Below are 15,896 nucleotides of genomic sequence, written 5' to 3'. Positions count from 1 at the left end.
GTCATTTATTCGTAATCACTTACCGGTAAACAGCTGCAGACAAGATTACGGTCGCCGTAAGCATTATTAACGCGTCCTACGCCGGGCCAGAATTTATTTTCCCTTACATAGTTTGCAGGGAAAGCAGCTTCTTCACGGGTATATTTATGATTCCATTCATTTGCAATTACAACCTCTGCAGTATGGGGAGAATTCTTAAGAGGATTATCGGCTTTATCCCAGTTCCCTTTTTCAACATTCTCAATCTCTTTTCTGATGGCAATCATAGCGTCGCAGAAACGGTTAAGTTCGTATAACGATTCGCTTTCAGTCGGCTCAACCATTAGAGTACCAGGTACCGGGAAAGAAACTGTTGGAGCATGAAAACCATAATCCATAAGTCTCTTAGCGATATCCTCAACTTCAATGTTTGCAGACTGTTTAAAATTGCGCGTATCAAAAATCAATTCATGAGCAACAAAACCGTTTGCCCCTGTGTAGAGAGTTGGGTAATAACCATTAAGTTTTGCTTTTATATAATTGGCATTAAGTATTGCAACCTTAGTAGCAAACGTTAATCCTTTACCGCCCATCATTTTAATATATGCATAAGGAATAACCAGGATGCTCGCACTGCCCCAAGGCGCAGCCGAAACAGCGTTAATCGCCTTATCGCCTCCGGTCTTAACAACCGGGTGGCCGGGTAAAAACGGCGTTAGATGATCGGCTACTGCAATCGGTCCCATACCGGGTCCGCCCCCGCCGTGCGGAATAGTAAATGTTTTGTGAAGATTGAGATGGCATACATCCGCGCCGATAGAACCGGGGCTTGTTAAACCGAGCTGAGCGTTTAGATTAGCGCCATCCATATAAACCTGACCACCGCAATCATGTATGATTTTGCAGATTTCGATTATCTCCTCCTCAAAAACTCCGTGAGTTGAAGGATATGTAACCATAAGCGAAGAGAGTGAATCCTTATACTGTTCGGCTTTTGCGCGGAGGTCGGCTAGATCGATATTCCCTTTCTCATCACACTTTACAACAACAACTTTACCGCCTGCCATTACAGCGCTGGCAGGATTTGTACCGTGTGCAGAAGCAGGGATCAGCACTACATCGCGGTGAAAATCACCACGGCTATGATGGTATGCTCTTATAACCATCAGACCGGTATATTCACCCTGAGCGCCGGAATTGGGCTGCATCGAGACGGATTTAAATCCGGTCATAAGTGCCAGATCGTTTTCAAGTTTTGTTATCAGTTCTTTATAGCCTGCGGTCTGATCGGAAGGAGCGAACGGATGAATCTCTCCAAATTTGCTCCAGGTAACGGGAAACATTTCTGTTGAGGCGTTAAGCTTCATAGTACAGGAACCGAGCGGAATCATAGATTGCGTAAGCGAAAGATCCTTCTTCTCAAGTCCTTTAATATATCTGAGCATTTCCGTTTCTGCGTAATATGAATTGAAAACAGGATGAGTCAAAAAATCCGACTTCCGTTTCAATTCCGCCGGGATGCTATCGGCGTTAAGATTAGAATTAATATCCGGAATCTTGCGGTTTACTGCTGATGCAAATATTCCGGTAAGGGCCATAACATCGTTAATTGTATCTGGTTCCGCTATCGAGATTCCAAAAGTCTTATCGTCAATAATTCTCAGGTTAATTCTTTTTTCGAGAGCCGATTTATTAACGCGACCCGCTTCTCCGGAACTACTCATAACCACTTTCAGAGTATCAAAATAATTTTTATTTAACTGTTTAATTCCAAGCTGATTCAGATTATCAGAAAGCAGAGAGGCAAGGTTGTTTATCCTGCCGGCAATTGCTTTAATACCTTTAGGACCGTGATATGTTGCGTACATACCAGCCATAATAGCCAGAAGAACCTGAGCGGTGCAGATATTACTGGTTGCGTGTTCTCTTTTAATATGCTGTTCACGTGTCTGAAGAGCCATTCTAAGAGCTCTTTTACCCTGGCTATCAACGGAGACACCGATAATTCTTCCCGGAATCTGGCGTTTGAATTCATCCTTGGTAGCAAAGAATGCCGCATGAGGTCCGCCGTATCCCATCGGGACACCGAATCGCTGAGCGGAACCGACTGCAATATCGGCACCGAATTCGCCGGGAGGAGTAAGAAGAGCAAGACTTAACAGATCTGCGGCTACAGCTTTATAGATTCCTTTAGAAGAAGCTTCTTCAAAAAGTTTTCTGTAATCATATATCTCGCCATCACCTGTTGGGTACTGTACAAATATTCCGAACAGGTCATCGGTCAGTTCAAGATTTTTAAGATTACCTATTCTTAATTCAATGCCAAGAGGAGCCGAACGGGTTTTAAGCACATCAACGGTCTGCGGAAAAACTTCGTCACTTACAAAGAAGACATTAGAATTTTTCTTATTGGTTTTTCTAACAGAATAAAGCATACCCATCGCCTCAGCGGCAGCGGTTGCTTCATCCAGAAGAGACGCGTTTGCTATCGGTAAACCGGTCAGATCAATAATCATAGTCTGAAAATTGAGAAGTGCTTCGAGCCTTCCCTGCGAAATTTCTGCCTGGTACGGAGTGTATTGAGTATACCATCCGGGATTTTCGAGAATATTTCTTCTAACCACACCGGGTGTTATAGTAGGATAGTAACCCATACCGATGTAGTTTTTGAAAATTTTGTTCTTTGATGCTACGTCTCTCAGATGATTGAGAAATTCAAATTCGGTCATCGGTTCATCAAGTTTCAGCTCATCTTTCAATTTAATCGATTTTGGGACAGTCTTCTCTATCAATTCATCCAGGGAAGAAACGCCAATAACATCAAGCATCTTTTTAATCTCATTTTCATCGGGACCGATATGGCGGTCAACGAATTTGTCGAAGAATTCGAAATTATTCATTTTAATCTCACTATAGTAAGGTTATTCAATTAAAGAGTTATTTTCGTCTTCAAATATAAATAAAAGGAGAGAATTCGGGATGTGATTTTCAGGATGAAATATTTTTATTTTTTGATCTAAGAGATGAAATGGCCTGCCGGGATGCCTCCTGCTCAGCGGATTTTTTACTCCTTCCCATTCCTGTACCATAAAGTAAATCCCCTATGTGAACTTCAATAGTAAATTCTCTTTTATGCTCAGGGCCTTCCATTTTTGTCACAACATACCTTGGGGGATCCATTTTTTTTGAATGTGTAAATTCAAGGAGCTGTCCTTTAAAGTTTTTATCTACCAGGAAGCTTTCGTCTTCCTCATAAGGATAAACGATGTTATTAAGTACAAACTTTTCAGCTTCCTGCAATCCTTTATCGATATAGATAGCTCCGATAATGGCTTCAAGTGAATCGGCCAGAATTGTTTTCAATCCTTCGAAAGAGTCGCCAATATAACGGTGATTATACATAAGGTAATTCTTCAGACCGAGATTTTCAGCCGTCATATAGAGACGTTCCCGATTTACGAGTGATGAACGTGCTTTGGTTAAAAAACCTTCCTCTTCTTCAACATAATTTTCAAAGAGGTAAGCGCCAACAATCATATTCAAAACCGCGTCACCGAGGAACTCAAGCCGTTCATTGGATTTTTCAAGGCCGGGATTAATTTCGAGGTAGGATCTGTGAGTAATAGCTTTAACAAAGTATGCCCGGTCTTCGATATTAAAACCGAGTTTTTCCTGAAGGGATTCTATTTTTGAAAGAATCTCAGCAGGAATTGTATTACTAATGATTCTTCGATTGAAAATCTTTTTAAGATTTTCAAAAAAACTTTTTAACAATCTTAACCTGTAAACTTCTTAAACAGCAAGCTGGCATTATGGCCGCCAAAGCCGAATGTATTACTAATAGCGTAATTAATTTCCCGTTTTGCAGCAACCTTTGGAGTATAATTAAGATCGCATTCGGGATCTGGATTATCCAGGTTTATTGTAGGAGGAATAATTGAATTCTGTATTGCAAGTGCGGTCGCAATTGCTTCAATAGCTCCGGCAGCTCCAAGCAAATGTCCGGTCATCGATTTGGTTGAACTTATTGCAAGTTTATAAGCATGTTCACCGAAAAGAGTTTTGATAGCTTTCGTTTCATTCAGGTCGTTTAATTCAGTCGAAGTACCGTGAGCGTTAATATAATCAACCTGTTCCGGTTGAATACCGCCGTCTTTAAGGGCTTCGCGCATAGAACGGTAGGCTCCTTCGCCGCCGGGCGGCGGGGCTGTAACATGGAAAGCATCGGCCGATAATCCGATACCTATGATTTCAGCGTAGATATGAGCGCCGCGTTTAAGAGCATGCTCTAGTTCCTCCAGAACGAGAGTACCGCCTCCGTCGCCCATAACAAAACCGTTCCTGTCTTTATCGAATGGGCGTGAAGCTTCAAGATATCTGTCGTTCCAGTTAGAAATTGCTCTGGCAGCACAGAACCCGGCTACGGAAAGAGGAATAAGAGAATATTCCGAACCGCCGCTGAAAATAATATCCGCAGAACCTCTTTGAATAAGCATAAAAGCATCCGCTATAGCATGAGAAGAAGTAGCGCATGCAGAGACAGTTGCATAGTTCGGTCCTTTGAGACCATACTTAATTGAAATTTGTCCCGCTGCAATATCGGGAATCATCATCGGGACAAAAAAGGGAGTTACTCTTCTGGGCCCTCCTTCGAGATAGGCCGAATGAACATCGGTGAGTGTTAAGATTCCACCAATTCCGCTTCCGAATACAACGCCGGCTCTTTCATTATCGATTTTGGAAAGATCAAGTTTGGAATCTTCGAGAGCCATTGCAGCGGTAGCAAGAGCATAATGAGTATAAGGATCCATCCTTTTGACTTCTTTTTTATCGATGTATGTCAATGGATCGAAATTTTTAACTTCACAGGCAAACCTGGTAGGGAAAGCGGAAGCATCGAACCGTGTTATCATATTCGCTCCGTTTCTGCCGCTAATCAATCCTTCCCAGTATTCACGGGTATTGTTTCCGATTGGAGTAACTGCACCCATTCCTGTAATTACAACTCTCCTATTGCTCATTATATCTCCAAAGAGTGTTTATGAATAAAGAAAAAGAGACAGTCCTAAAAGCTGTTTAGTCTTCCTGCTTGTAAAACTGTCCCAATAAATATTAACCTAATTTTTCTTTAAGGTATTTTGTAGCATCTCCGACAGTGGAGATTTTTTCAGCATCTTCATCAGGTATAGAGATATTGAAAGCAGATTCGAAACCCATAACAAGTTCAACGATATCGAGAGAATCTGCGCCGAGGTCGTTTGTAAATGAAGCTTCAGGTGTAATTTGAGATTCTTCTACACCGAGTTTATCCATAATGATTTCTTTTACTTTTGCTTCAACGTCCATTTAATGCTCCTTTAATGTTGATAATTATTAATTAGATAATTAATTACATTGTCATTCCGCCGTCTACTGCAATAACCTGTCCGGTTATATAATCAGCATCCGGCCCGCAGAGAAAACCAACAACGCGTGCAATATCTTCAGGTTTCCCCATTCTTTTCATTGGAATTGTCTGGGAGAGAATTTCTCTCTGTTTGTCATTCAAACTTTTAGTCATATCGGTCTCAATAAAACCGGGCGCTACACAATTAACAGTAATATTACGTGAAGCAACCTCTCTTGCAATCGATTTAGTAAAACCGACAATACCTGCCTTTGAAGCGGCATAGTTTGCCTGTCCGGCGTTACCGATTAGGCCGACAACCGAAGCGATATTGACGATTCTTCCATACCGCTGGTTAACCATGTGTTTCAGAACCGCTTTGGTATAATTAAAAACGCTTTTAAGATTAACATTGATAACATCATCCCATTCTTTTTCAGACATTCTGAGAAGCAGGTTATCGCGTGTAATACCGGCATTATTTATAAGAATATCGACGCCTCCCAATTTCTCAATAGCAGCATTAACCGTATCCTGAGCGGCTTCCAGAGAAGTAGCGTCGGCTTTAAATCCAATAATTTTTGTATCGAGGCTTCCGATTTCTCTTTCAATTTCCGCTGCACATTCATCACAGCTGTTATAAATGAAAGCAACATCCGAGAAGAGGACGCCGCAGCAGCTCTTAGAAGCTAATTCTTTAACTATTGCCTTACCAATTCCACGGGTTCCGCCGGTAACAATCGCTCTCTTATTTTTCGACTGCAATTTTAACTTCCTTAATTGAATTTAGATATTCATCTTTATATTGAAGCAATTCTTCAAATCCTTTTTCACCCAGCAGATATCTGATTTCTTCTTTACTATGCTCAAATATGGAAACAGTCTGATTCTGTTTTAAATTGCAATAATGCATCCTGTTAATATGTTCGTCATCAACTGTAAGAGCACCTTCAAAAATAACGAGCGGGAATAATATACAATACAACGGTTTATATTTCCACTTGTATTCTCCCTCCTGAATCGCCATTTTCTGGAGAGTGCAGAACCCCTGTTTATCAAGAAAGACACATTTACCGTTGTAGACTTCAGTACCAACGGCGACACCGGATTCGAAATCAGGATCAGCTTCAGGTTCCTCAAACCATTTATCTACATCTTTAATCTGAGAATCATCCATAGCCTGAATAATTCTTTCTTTAACACTCAGGATTTTTTCATATTCTTTTTTGTCGGTATAAACTCCGTAGTAACAGCATTCGCCGCTGCAGATACAGACATCGCATGCTTTTACAAACTTAACTGTGAAAATCTGAGGATCGATATACAATCCATTGATCTTCCTGGCAAATTTATTATTCATTACAAAAACCTTTCTACATCACTGAATTTATCAATACCGAAAATCTGAGCATCCGGATTAATTCTTTTAACCAGCCCCTGCAATACTTTTCCCGGTCCTATTTCATAAAACGTGTCAGCTCCATCGTTAATCATATTTAAGATAGTCTCTTCCCACCTGACAGGTTTAGAGAGCTGTTCGAAAAGAAAATTTTTAATCAGATGTTTATCAGTTACGGGTTGGGCGGTTACATTTGTGTAAACAGGAATTCTTGCATCATAAAACGGAGTAACATCAAGTTTAATTTGCAATGCATCTTTTGCCGAGGCCATTAAAGGAGAATGAAAAGCGCCGCTGACAACCAGTTCTTTAACAAGTTTAGCTCCTTCTCTTTTAGAAATCTCCATTGCGGCTTTAACGCCTTCAACTGAACCGGAAATTACTATCTGTCCCGGCGAATTAAAATTTGCACACTGAACAATTCCTTTGGAGGAAGCTTCTGAACAGATTTGTTCGAGCTTATCGGGCAAAAGTCCTACAACGGCTGCCATAGTTCCGGGTTGTTCAATACCGGCTTGAAGCATGGCCCTTCCGCGAGTATGAACAAGTTTAACGGCATCATAAAACTGAATTGAACCGGCCGATACCAATGCTGAGTACTCGCCAAGTGAATGCCCGGCTACCATTTCCGGCTGGAGAGTTCTTATTAAACTTGAAAGTATGACACTATGCACAAAGATCGCCAGTTGTGTTATATCGGTCTGCTTTAATGATTCTTCCGGCCCGTTAAACATAATATGGGATAAGGAAACTCCGATAGCTTCTTCGGCAGTCTTAAGCATTTCCCTGGCTTCAACGGAATTATCGTAAATATCTCTGGCCATACCAACATATTGAGAGCCCTGGCCCGGGAATATGAATGCGGTTTTTCCCACTAATCAATGCTCCAGGTAAGATAAATAGCGCCCCATGTATAACCGGCACCGAAAGCGGAGAGAACCAGGTTGTCGCCCTTTTTAATTTTTCCGTTCCTATAATATTCAGTTATACAGGAAGGAATAGTTGCCGCAGTAGTGTTACCATACCGGTCGATATTGATCATTACCTTGTCTTTAGATAGACCCATACGTTCGGCGGTTGCGTCTATGATTCTAAGATTTGCCTGATGAGGTACTAAATAGGCAATATCTTCTGACTTAAGATTATTTTTCTTCATTATTTCATAAGATACGTCGGCCATACCTTTAACAGCGACTTTAAAGACAGCTTTACCGTCCTGGTAGATGTAATGCCATTTATTATCCACAGTTTCGTGAGAAGCCGGTCGCAGACTTCCGCCGCCTTTCATATATAAATTATCTTTTCCAGTTCCGTCTACGTAAAGGATGGAGTCTTTAATTCCGTAATTAAGATCCTCAGTAGGTTCTAAAAGAACTGCAGATGCAAGATCACCAAATAATATGCAATTATTACGGTCGGTATAATCTGTTATTGAGCTCATTTTGTCGGAGCCGACTACAACTACCTTTTTATAAGCTCCGCTTTCAATCATCTTAGTGCCGGTTTCAAGAGCAAAGAGAAAGCCCGAACAAGCCGCAGAAAGATCGAAACCCCATGCCTTTTTGGCTCCTATTTTTTCCTGAATCAAGCAGGCAGTTGAAGGGAAAAACATATCCGGTGTAACAGTCGCAACGATTATTACTTCGATTTCTTCGGGTTTAAGGGAGGAATTTTTCATCAGGTCCTGAATTGCGAATGCGGCCATATCGCTTGTAGCGCCGTTCTCGATGATATGACGTTCTTTAATCCCGGTACGAGTGACAATCCATTCGTCATTAGTATCAACTATCGATTCGAAATACTTATTGTCTAATATTTTTTCCGGTACATACATACCGACAGCAGTAATTGCTGCGTTAAACTTTTTATCTTGTAACGGCATAATCTTTTAATGCTTCCTGAAATTTCTGAATTAAATTTTTATCGTGCATTTCTTTGGCTCTCAAAACCATATTCTTAATAGCGAGCGGAGTACTCGAGCCATGACCAATAATACTGATACCATTAACACCCAGAAGCGGAACACCTCCATGAGTCTGGTAATCCATATCGCTTAGTGAGGCTTTTAAAACTTTTTTTACAATCAATGCGTAGATTTTATTAAGTAAACCTTTTTTAGAATAATCTTTTACACGGGATTTAAGAAGAGTTAGAACACTCTCGCCGAATTTAAGAACGATGTTCCCGATGAAACCATCACAAACAATCACATCCACACCGCCTTTCAGTATATCTCTTCCTTCAACATTCCCGACAAAATTGAGTTTAGACTCCTTAAGCAGTTTGAATGCGGCCAGCGAAAGTTCACTCCCCTTAGCTTCCTCTTCACCGACACTGAGAACACCAATAGAAGGTGAAGCCGTATCAAATATTTCCCTGGCAAAGATTGATCCCATCACAGCATATTCAAATAGGTGCTGCGGTTTACTGTCTACACTGGCTCCCACATCAAATAAAAGGCAGAATTTGTTCTGGGATGTCGGGAATGAAGCGCCTATTGTAGGTCGTCCTACACCTTGAATACGTCCCATAATTAATGTGGATGCAGCCATCATGGCGCCGGTATTACCTGCACTTACAAATGCGTGGGCTTTCTTCTCCTTTACAAGTCGGGCTCCAACTACAATGGAGGAATCCTGTTTACTCTTTATGGCAGTTGTAGGAGTATCCCCCATCTCAATAACCTGAGATGTATGGTAGATCAATCTTTCATCGAGACTTATCTTCTCTTCTTCGGCAACTTTTAAGAGCTTCTCTTTGTCGCCAACCAGAATAAGGTCGAAGTCGCGCGATTTATTGTATGCTTCTAGTGCGCCTAATAAAACATTCTTAGGGGCATAGTCGCCCCCCATAGCATCAACTGCAATTACACACTTAATGTCAGTCTGATTATTAGTCATCTAAAAGATAGAATATTAGGATTCTGGTACGAACATAGATCTGCCGGCATAATAACCGCAGCTCGGGCACGCCCTGTGGCTAAGTTTCAATTCACCGCAGTTAGAACAACGGCTTAAGGTAGGAACAGTTGCCTTGTAATGTGTTCTGCGTTTATCTCTTCTACTCTTAGACATCTTGCGTTTCGGATTCGGCATCGTTTAACCTTTGTTTAGTTATTAGATTTCAATTTTTTTAATGGTTCCCAAATATCGTTATTTATTTCAATATGACAATTACATTTCTTCAGGTTCAGGTTTTTACCGCAAACGGGGCATAAACCTTTACATTCCTCGCTGCAGAGTTTTTTCATCGGAATCGCGATTTCCGTATACTCATACACATCCTTGCTTATATCAATCTTATCCTGTTCCGGAGAAAGATACTTTACATTAAAATCATCGGATTGTTGAATACTCTTCGAAAAAATATAGCTGAGTTGAAATACGGTGTTAATTTTCGATTCATATTCCGAATTACATCGATCGCACAAAAACCTGGAATTAACAGTTGCCTCGCAATTGAGAACAATCTGGTGCTGCGATTTATCCATACGGCAGTCAACCAGCACATTCCCGAAGAATAGATTCTCTAGACCCACTTTTTCGACGGGTTCATCGAATTCTAACTTATGGATGCCGTCGGAAAAATTTGTATATTTTATTATCATTTTAACAAAGAGCAAAAAATTGGGTCAAAATATAGTTACCAATTCATTTATAATCAAGAATTGCTTAAATAAGTGAATATAAGAGATAACTTGATATTTTCCCTTTATCCCATTATAAACAAACTAAATGAGCTCAAAAAATGCCTGTAAATGCCTCTTTGGTTGCCGCTGTAATCCCGATGATAATCTATCTAATAATTATTTGGCGGATGGATAAATATGACCGTGAGCCGTTCCAATTCCTTATAATCCATTTCCTATGGGGTGCTTTCGGTGCCATACTGCTTGGAATTCTCGGTTCGATTTTGCTGGGGTCATTTACCGGTTATACCGACGAAAGCAATCCTGATATTTCGCTGATACAGACAATTCTGTTTGCCCCGGTCTCCGAAGAAATTGCAAAAGGCTTGTTTCTTTTCTTTTCTGTTAAATCCAGAAAGTTTGATAATATAACCGACGGACTTGTCTACGGCGGAGCCATCGGTCTCGGATTCGGAATGACGGAGAACTTCACATATTTTATAACCTACGGCGAGACATTCTCTGAATGGATTTTTCTTGTAATTATCCGTTCAGGTTTTTCAGCAGTAATGCATTGCATATCCACAGCAACTTTCGGCGCGTTTTTAGGAATGGCGAAATTCAATCTGAAAAGTTCAAAGAGTTTGCTCCCTATAGCCGGTCTGTTCCTGGCGATTCTCTTTCACTTTTTATGGAATTTTACAGTCAGCTTCGACACTACTTTTTACTACGGTTTTGTTTTTATGATAATTCTCACATTCTTTTTCTTTCTCCTGTTCAAATACGCAATCAAAAAAGAGAAAGAAATAATAGAGCACGAATTGAAAGAGGAATTTGAATTATTAAACTTGCCAGTCGACCATATAAATATTATCAGTTCCTCTTTCCGCTTAAAAAAAGGATGGATTGATGAAAGAATCCGGAAACAGTATTTTAGGGCGGCGATTCATCTTGCATTCAAAAAAATGCAGAGCAGGAACAGTTCCGGATATCTTAAATCCGTTTCGGAATTTGAAGTTGAACAGCTTCGTGAATTAATTCGTAATTTAATGGCGTTCAATCACCCGGTATCAGATGAAAAATAGGATTGGAATTTTTGGCGGAAGTTTTGATCCGGTGCATACCGGACATCTCATTCTCGCTCAGTATGTACTTGAGCAAAGGAATCTAAACCGGATTATCTTCATACCCTGTCATATTTCCCCTCACAAAACCGGTCAGAAAATTACTTCCGGAGTACATCGTTTAAACATGGTAAAACTTGCGGTTGAAAATATCCCCTATCTCGAATTTTCCGATTATGAAATTCTAAAAGGCGACATTTCATACACGTACGATACTCTAAAACACTTTTCCGGTAATTACGATGAAATAGAACTGATAATCGGCTACGATAATCTGCTTGTTTTTGAAAAATGGAATAATCCGGACGAGATAATAAAACTTGCCCGCTTAATTGTTATAAAGAGAAAAACTGATATTATCGATGAAAGAAACCGGTTTTTCGATTCTGCCGTTATACTTGATACACCGACAATTGAAATCTCTTCAACTGATATAAGGGACCGTATAAGCCGAGGAAGGACGATCGATTTTCTTGTTCCTGAACCGGTTAAAAAATATATTTATGAAAAGAAATTATACCGTTAATTAATTCTATTTCATCATTCAAACAACCTTAGTAAACAAAGATTAAAATGAACCAGAATCAGTTGGTAGAAAAGATTTTTAATAATGAAAAACGTTTCGTTTCAAGAGCTATCAGTATAGTTGAATCCAACAACTCTAATTCGACTGAATTACTAAAAGAACTTCATAAGAAAACAGGTAATGCATATAGAATCGGAATTACAGGACCTCCCGGAGCCGGTAAATCGACACTGACCAATCAGCTAGCTAAATTTTACAGGAAAAATAATTTCAAAGTTGCAATCATAGCTGTGGACCCTACAAGTCCTTTTACAGGCGGAGCTCTTCTTGGCGACAGGGTAAGAATGACGGATATCGGTAACGATGAAGGAGTTTTTATAAGAAGTATGGCAACCAGGGGTAGTCTTGGAGGATTAAGCAAGAAGACAATTGACGCCGCCGATGTGCTGGATGCTGCCGGTTATGATTATATAATTTTCGAAACAGTTGGAGTCGGACAATCCGAACTTGATATTGCAAAAACCGCCGATACTACCATTGTGGTACTTGTACCTGAATCAGGCGATTCTATTCAGGCAATGAAAGCCGGACTTATGGAAATAGCCGATTTCTTTGTGCTAAATAAAAGCGACCGTCCCGGATCCGATTCAGCTTTAACAGCTTTAAAAACTATCCTAATGCTTAAAGATCACGAAGTAAACGACTGGCTTCCCAATATTATAAAATGTATAGCATCAGAAAATGTGGGGACTAAAGAGATCAAAGAAGAAATAGATCGACACCGGAATTATCTCGTATCGAATAATCTTCTTAAGGAAAAGCGGGAAGAGAATTATAAATTGAGAATTAAGGAGATTGTTGAGACATTTATTCAGGGGGAACTCTGGGTTAAAGAGCGTGAGAATTTATTAAAAGAATCTCTTAAAAATGTTCTTGAAGGTACAATCTCCCCTTACCAGGTTGCAGAAAACCTTTACAAAAATTTTAAGAATAAAGCTGAGGCAGGTAAATAATGGAATTAACCGGAAACAATCATACAATAGAATTGACCGAAGATCAGAAAACTATCAGAGATACAATCAGGGATTTCGCAGAAAATGTCATTAAACCGGTGGTAATGGAATACGACGAGTCGCAGAAATTCCCGATTGAAATCCTTCAGCAGCTCGGAGAACTCGGATTCCTCGGTATTCTCGTCCCTGAAGAATACGGCGGAGCAGGACTCGGCTACACCGAATATTCAATTGTGGTAGAGGAGCTTGCGAGAATCGATCCCTCATTTGCTCTCTCCGTTGCCGCACATAATGGACTCTGTACAAACCATATACTTATGCATGCTAACGAGGAATTGAAAAGGAAGTATCTGCCCGACCTTGCATCTGGCAAAGTTATTGGAGCCTGGGGATTGACCGAACCGTCTTCTGGCAGCGATGCAGGCGCAATGCAAACCACTGCAATGCCTGACGGAGACTATTATATTCTGAACGGTACCAAAAATTTTATTACGCACGGCGCTTCGGGAAAAACAGCAGTTGTTATGGCAATTACAGATAAATCCAAAGGTAAGAAAGGAATCTCTGCATTTGTTATTGAAAAAGGATTCGAGGGTTTCAGCGCAGGTAAAAAAGAGAATAAACTTGGCATGCGGGCCAGCGAAACAACCCAGCTCCTGATGGAGAATTGTAAAGTCCCAAAGCAAAACCTGATCGGGAATGAAGGCGAAGGATTTCTTCAGGCAATGAAAATTCTGGAAGGCGGAAGAATTTCTATTGCGGCATTAAGTGTTGGACTTGCTGAAGGTTGTCTTGAATCTTCAATCGCTTATTCAAAAGAGAGGAAACAGTTTAACAGGTCTATCTCCGAATTCCAGGGAATCCAGTTTAAACTCTCCGAGATGGCAACTGACATACAGGCCGCACGGCTTTTAGCTTATAAGGCAGCTTTTCTAAAAGATTCCGGACAGGATTCAACCATGGCGGCAGTAAAGGCAAAGCTATTTGCAAGCGAAATTGCAGTGAAAGCCGCAAACGAAGCCGTTCAGATTTTCGGCGGTTACGGATTTGTAAAAGACTATCCGGTAGAAAAATTCTACAGGGATGTTAAACTGCTTACAATCGGTGAGGGGACTTCGGAAGTGCAAAGAATTGTTCTCGCAAGAAACCTTCTTAAGGACTAAGGAGATCAGATGAAGCGAATCGGCAGCCCGATAATTCAAAATGAATCGACACTTCGTAAAGAAGATTTTCAAAAAAACATATTACGGAAAGTTGAAGCCGCAAAGGATACTGCCCGGCAAGGAGGCGGTAAAAACGCCGTCGAACGTCAGCATGAAAAAGGAAAACTGACTGCCCGCGAGAGAATTGATCAATTGACAGATAAGGATTCAAAATTTTTTGAATTAAGCACGCTCGCGGCCTACGGAATGTACCAGGAATACGGCGGAGCCCCATCTTCAGGAACGGTTTACGGTATTGGTAAGATAAACGGGAAAAATTTTGTAATTGTTGCAAACGATGCCACTGTAAAAGCCGGTGCATGGTTTCCTATTACCGCTAAAAAGAATCTACGAGCTCAGGAGATCGCGATTGAGAACAGACTTCCAATAATCTATCTTGTGGATAGTGCGGGAGTGTTTCTTCCGCTTCAGGATGAAATATTCCCTGATAAAGAACACTTCGGAAGAATATTCAGGAATAATGCGTTTATGTCTTCAATGGGAATTCCGCAGATCGCTGCGATCATGGGACCTTGTGTTGCAGGCGGCGCTTACCTCCCTATCATGAGTGATGAGGCATTAATAGTTGAAGGAGAAGGATCGGTTTTCCTTGCCGGTTCACATCTGGTTAAAGCAGCTATTGGCGAGGACATAGACAACGAAAATCTCGGTGGCGCACGCGTCCAATCGAATATTTCAGGCGTAACAGATTATATTATGAAAAATGATCAGGAGTGCCTTCTCCAGATTAGAAGCCTTGTCGGTAAATACGGGGCTAACGAGTCAGCCGGATTCAACAGAATAACTCCGGCACCGCCGGAATATTCCCCCGGGGATATTTACAGCATACTTCCCGAGGATACGACAAAACCATATGATACTTACGAACTCATTGCCAGGTTAGTAGACAACTCGGAAATTGACGAGTATAAGGCGGGCTACGGAAAATCTCTCATAACGGCTTATGCAAGAATTGACGGATGGGCTGTTGGTATTGTGGCAAATCAAAGAAATGTCGTTAAGACCGAAAAAGGTGAAATGCAGATAGGCGGAGTAATCTATTCCGACAGCGCAGATAAGGCGACAAGATTTATAATGAATTGCAATCAGAAAAAAATCCCGCTTGTATTCCTGCAGGATGTTACAGGATTTATGGTTGGCAGCAAAGCCGAACACGGAGGAATAATAAAAGACGGCGCAAAGATGGTTAATGCGGTTGCAAATTCTGTTGTGCCCAAAATAACCGTCATAATCGGCAACAGTTACGGTGCCGGTAATTATGCGATGTGCGGGAAGGCTTACGATCCAAGATTTATTTTCGCGTATCCGAATTCTAAAATTGCCGTGATGGGCGGCGCACAGGCAAGCAGCGTTCTCCTTGATATTAAAGTCAAGCAGATGGAAAAATCGGGACGCGAATTTACTTCCGAACAGAAAGAGAAACTTCTTAAAGAGGTTATTCAGTCGTATGAGGAAAAGAATTCTCCACTTTACGCTGCCGCACGGTTGTGGATTGATGAGATTATAGATCCGGCACTTACAAGAGACTATATTTCAATGTCTATCGAATGTGCGGATAATAATCCCGTTATAAATAAATTTTCTACTGGTGTAATTCAAACTTAGAAACCGGGAATAT

Annotated in this window: 16 protein-coding genes; 5 read left to right on the top strand and 11 right to left on the bottom strand. The window is 40.8% G+C overall.

Annotated elements, in window-relative coordinates; all coding sequences use genetic code 11:
- Positions 1-5 precede the first annotated feature (5 nt).
- From gcvP to PLZ15_09660, 11 genes are all read right to left on the bottom strand, one after another.
- Positions 6-2,879: an aminomethyl-transferring glycine dehydrogenase gene (gene gcvP, locus PLZ15_09710; GenBank protein ID HOI30018.1), complete on the bottom strand. Its 2,874-nt coding sequence runs from the start codon at positions 2,877-2,879 to the stop codon at positions 6-8.
- An 88-nt stretch (positions 2,880-2,967) separates the two neighbouring features.
- The gene (rnc, locus tag PLZ15_09705) at positions 2,968-3,753 is read right to left on the bottom strand and encodes a ribonuclease III (GenBank protein ID HOI30017.1); all 786 of its coding nucleotides are present in this window, start codon (positions 3,751-3,753) and stop codon (positions 2,968-2,970) included.
- 2 nt (positions 3,754-3,755) lie between these two features.
- Complete coding sequence (gene fabF / locus PLZ15_09700) at positions 3,756-5,000, bottom strand: beta-ketoacyl-ACP synthase II (protein ID HOI30016.1); 1,245 nt, start codon at positions 4,998-5,000, stop codon at positions 3,756-3,758.
- Positions 5,001-5,091: 91 nt separating this feature from the next.
- Positions 5,092-5,325 carry an acyl carrier protein gene (locus tag PLZ15_09695; protein ID HOI30015.1) on the bottom strand — a complete coding sequence of 78 codons (234 nt, stop codon included), beginning with the start codon at positions 5,323-5,325 and terminating at the stop codon, positions 5,092-5,094.
- A 43-nt stretch (positions 5,326-5,368) separates the two neighbouring features.
- A complete protein-coding gene (gene fabG / locus PLZ15_09690; GenBank protein HOI30014.1) occupies positions 5,369-6,130 on the bottom strand; it encodes a 3-oxoacyl-[acyl-carrier-protein] reductase in 762 nt (253 codons plus the stop codon).
- Complete coding sequence (locus PLZ15_09685) at positions 6,114-6,725, bottom strand: DUF3109 family protein (GenBank protein HOI30013.1); 612 nt, start codon at positions 6,723-6,725, stop codon at positions 6,114-6,116. Before PLZ15_09685 ends, fabG begins: the two co-directional genes overlap by 17 nt.
- On the bottom strand, positions 6,725-7,639 hold the full coding sequence (gene fabD, locus PLZ15_09680) for an ACP S-malonyltransferase (protein HOI30012.1): 915 nt from the start codon (positions 7,637-7,639) through the stop codon (positions 6,725-6,727). Before fabD ends, PLZ15_09685 begins: the two co-directional genes overlap by 1 nt.
- Positions 7,639-8,646 (bottom strand): beta-ketoacyl-ACP synthase III, encoded by a 1,008-nt coding sequence (locus tag PLZ15_09675; GenBank protein HOI30011.1) that lies wholly within the window; start codon positions 8,644-8,646, stop codon positions 7,639-7,641. The genes fabD and PLZ15_09675 overlap by 1 nt, the downstream gene beginning before the upstream one ends.
- Positions 8,630-9,664 (bottom strand): phosphate acyltransferase PlsX, encoded by a 1,035-nt coding sequence (gene plsX / locus PLZ15_09670; GenBank protein HOI30010.1) that lies wholly within the window; start codon positions 9,662-9,664, stop codon positions 8,630-8,632. The genes PLZ15_09675 and plsX overlap by 17 nt, the downstream gene beginning before the upstream one ends.
- A gap of 15 nt (positions 9,665-9,679) precedes the next feature.
- On the bottom strand, positions 9,680-9,859 hold the full coding sequence (gene rpmF, locus PLZ15_09665; protein ID HOI30009.1) for a 50S ribosomal protein L32: 180 nt from the start codon (positions 9,857-9,859) through the stop codon (positions 9,680-9,682).
- Positions 9,860-9,873: 14 nt separating this feature from the next.
- Positions 9,874-10,371, bottom strand: a complete 498-nt coding sequence (locus tag PLZ15_09660) for a DUF177 domain-containing protein (protein ID HOI30008.1) — start codon at positions 10,369-10,371, stop codon at positions 9,874-9,876.
- A 140-nt stretch (positions 10,372-10,511) separates the two neighbouring features.
- On the opposite strand from PLZ15_09660, the gene PLZ15_09655 reads away from it, so the two are divergent.
- Genes PLZ15_09655 through PLZ15_09635 form a run of 5 tightly spaced genes read left to right on the top strand, consistent with a single transcriptional unit; the run spans position 10,512 to position 15,883 of the window.
- Positions 10,512-11,477, top strand: coding sequence for a PrsW family intramembrane metalloprotease (locus PLZ15_09655; GenBank protein HOI30007.1), 966 nt, complete (start codon positions 10,512-10,514; stop codon positions 11,475-11,477).
- Complete coding sequence (gene nadD, locus PLZ15_09650) at positions 11,467-12,042, top strand: nicotinate-nucleotide adenylyltransferase (protein ID HOI30006.1); 576 nt, start codon at positions 11,467-11,469, stop codon at positions 12,040-12,042. Before PLZ15_09655 ends, nadD begins: the two co-directional genes overlap by 11 nt.
- 47 nt (positions 12,043-12,089) lie before the next feature.
- Complete coding sequence (meaB, locus tag PLZ15_09645; protein HOI30005.1) at positions 12,090-13,055, top strand: methylmalonyl Co-A mutase-associated GTPase MeaB; 966 nt, start codon at positions 12,090-12,092, stop codon at positions 13,053-13,055.
- Positions 13,055-14,218: an acyl-CoA dehydrogenase family protein gene (locus PLZ15_09640; protein ID HOI30004.1), complete on the top strand. Its 1,164-nt coding sequence runs from the start codon at positions 13,055-13,057 to the stop codon at positions 14,216-14,218. Before meaB ends, PLZ15_09640 begins: the two co-directional genes overlap by 1 nt.
- A 9-nt stretch (positions 14,219-14,227) precedes the next feature.
- Positions 14,228-15,883, top strand: coding sequence for an acyl-CoA carboxylase subunit beta (locus PLZ15_09635; protein HOI30003.1), 1,656 nt, complete (start codon positions 14,228-14,230; stop codon positions 15,881-15,883).
- Positions 15,884-15,896: the final 13 nt, after the last annotated feature.

The sequence above is a fragment of the Melioribacteraceae bacterium genome (assembly GCA_035362835.1).
Taxonomy (GTDB): domain Bacteria; phylum Bacteroidota; class Ignavibacteria; order Ignavibacteriales; family Melioribacteraceae; genus DSXH01.
This window is presented reverse-complemented; position numbering and strand designations above follow the sequence as displayed.

Coding starts and splice junctions, on each gene's coding strand:
- plsX (HOI30010.1), bottom strand. CDS start 9,664: ATGACTAATAATCAGACTGACATTAAGTGTGTAATTGCAGTTGATGCT.
- fabF (HOI30016.1), bottom strand. CDS start 5,000: ATGAGCAATAGGAGAGTTGTAATTACAGGAATGGGTGCAGTTACTCCA.
- rpmF (HOI30009.1), bottom strand. CDS start 9,859: ATGCCGAATCCGAAACGCAAGATGTCTAAGAGTAGAAGAGATAAACGC.
- PLZ15_09660 (HOI30008.1), bottom strand. CDS start 10,371: ATGATAATAAAATATACAAATTTTTCCGACGGCATCCATAAGTTAGAA.
- PLZ15_09685 (HOI30013.1), bottom strand. CDS start 6,725: ATGAATAATAAATTTGCCAGGAAGATCAATGGATTGTATATCGATCCT.
- nadD (HOI30006.1), top strand. CDS start 11,467: ATGAAAAATAGGATTGGAATTTTTGGCGGAAGTTTTGATCCGGTGCAT.
- PLZ15_09675 (HOI30011.1), bottom strand. CDS start 8,646: ATGCCGTTACAAGATAAAAAGTTTAACGCAGCAATTACTGCTGTCGGT.
- PLZ15_09695 (HOI30015.1), bottom strand. CDS start 5,325: ATGGACGTTGAAGCAAAAGTAAAAGAAATCATTATGGATAAACTCGGT.
- PLZ15_09635 (HOI30003.1), top strand. CDS start 14,228: ATGAAGCGAATCGGCAGCCCGATAATTCAAAATGAATCGACACTTCGT.
- PLZ15_09640 (HOI30004.1), top strand. CDS start 13,055: ATGGAATTAACCGGAAACAATCATACAATAGAATTGACCGAAGATCAG.
- PLZ15_09655 (HOI30007.1), top strand. CDS start 10,512: ATGCCTGTAAATGCCTCTTTGGTTGCCGCTGTAATCCCGATGATAATC.
- meaB (HOI30005.1), top strand. CDS start 12,090: ATGAACCAGAATCAGTTGGTAGAAAAGATTTTTAATAATGAAAAACGT.
- gcvP (HOI30018.1), bottom strand. CDS start 2,879: ATGAATAATTTCGAATTCTTCGACAAATTCGTTGACCGCCATATCGGT.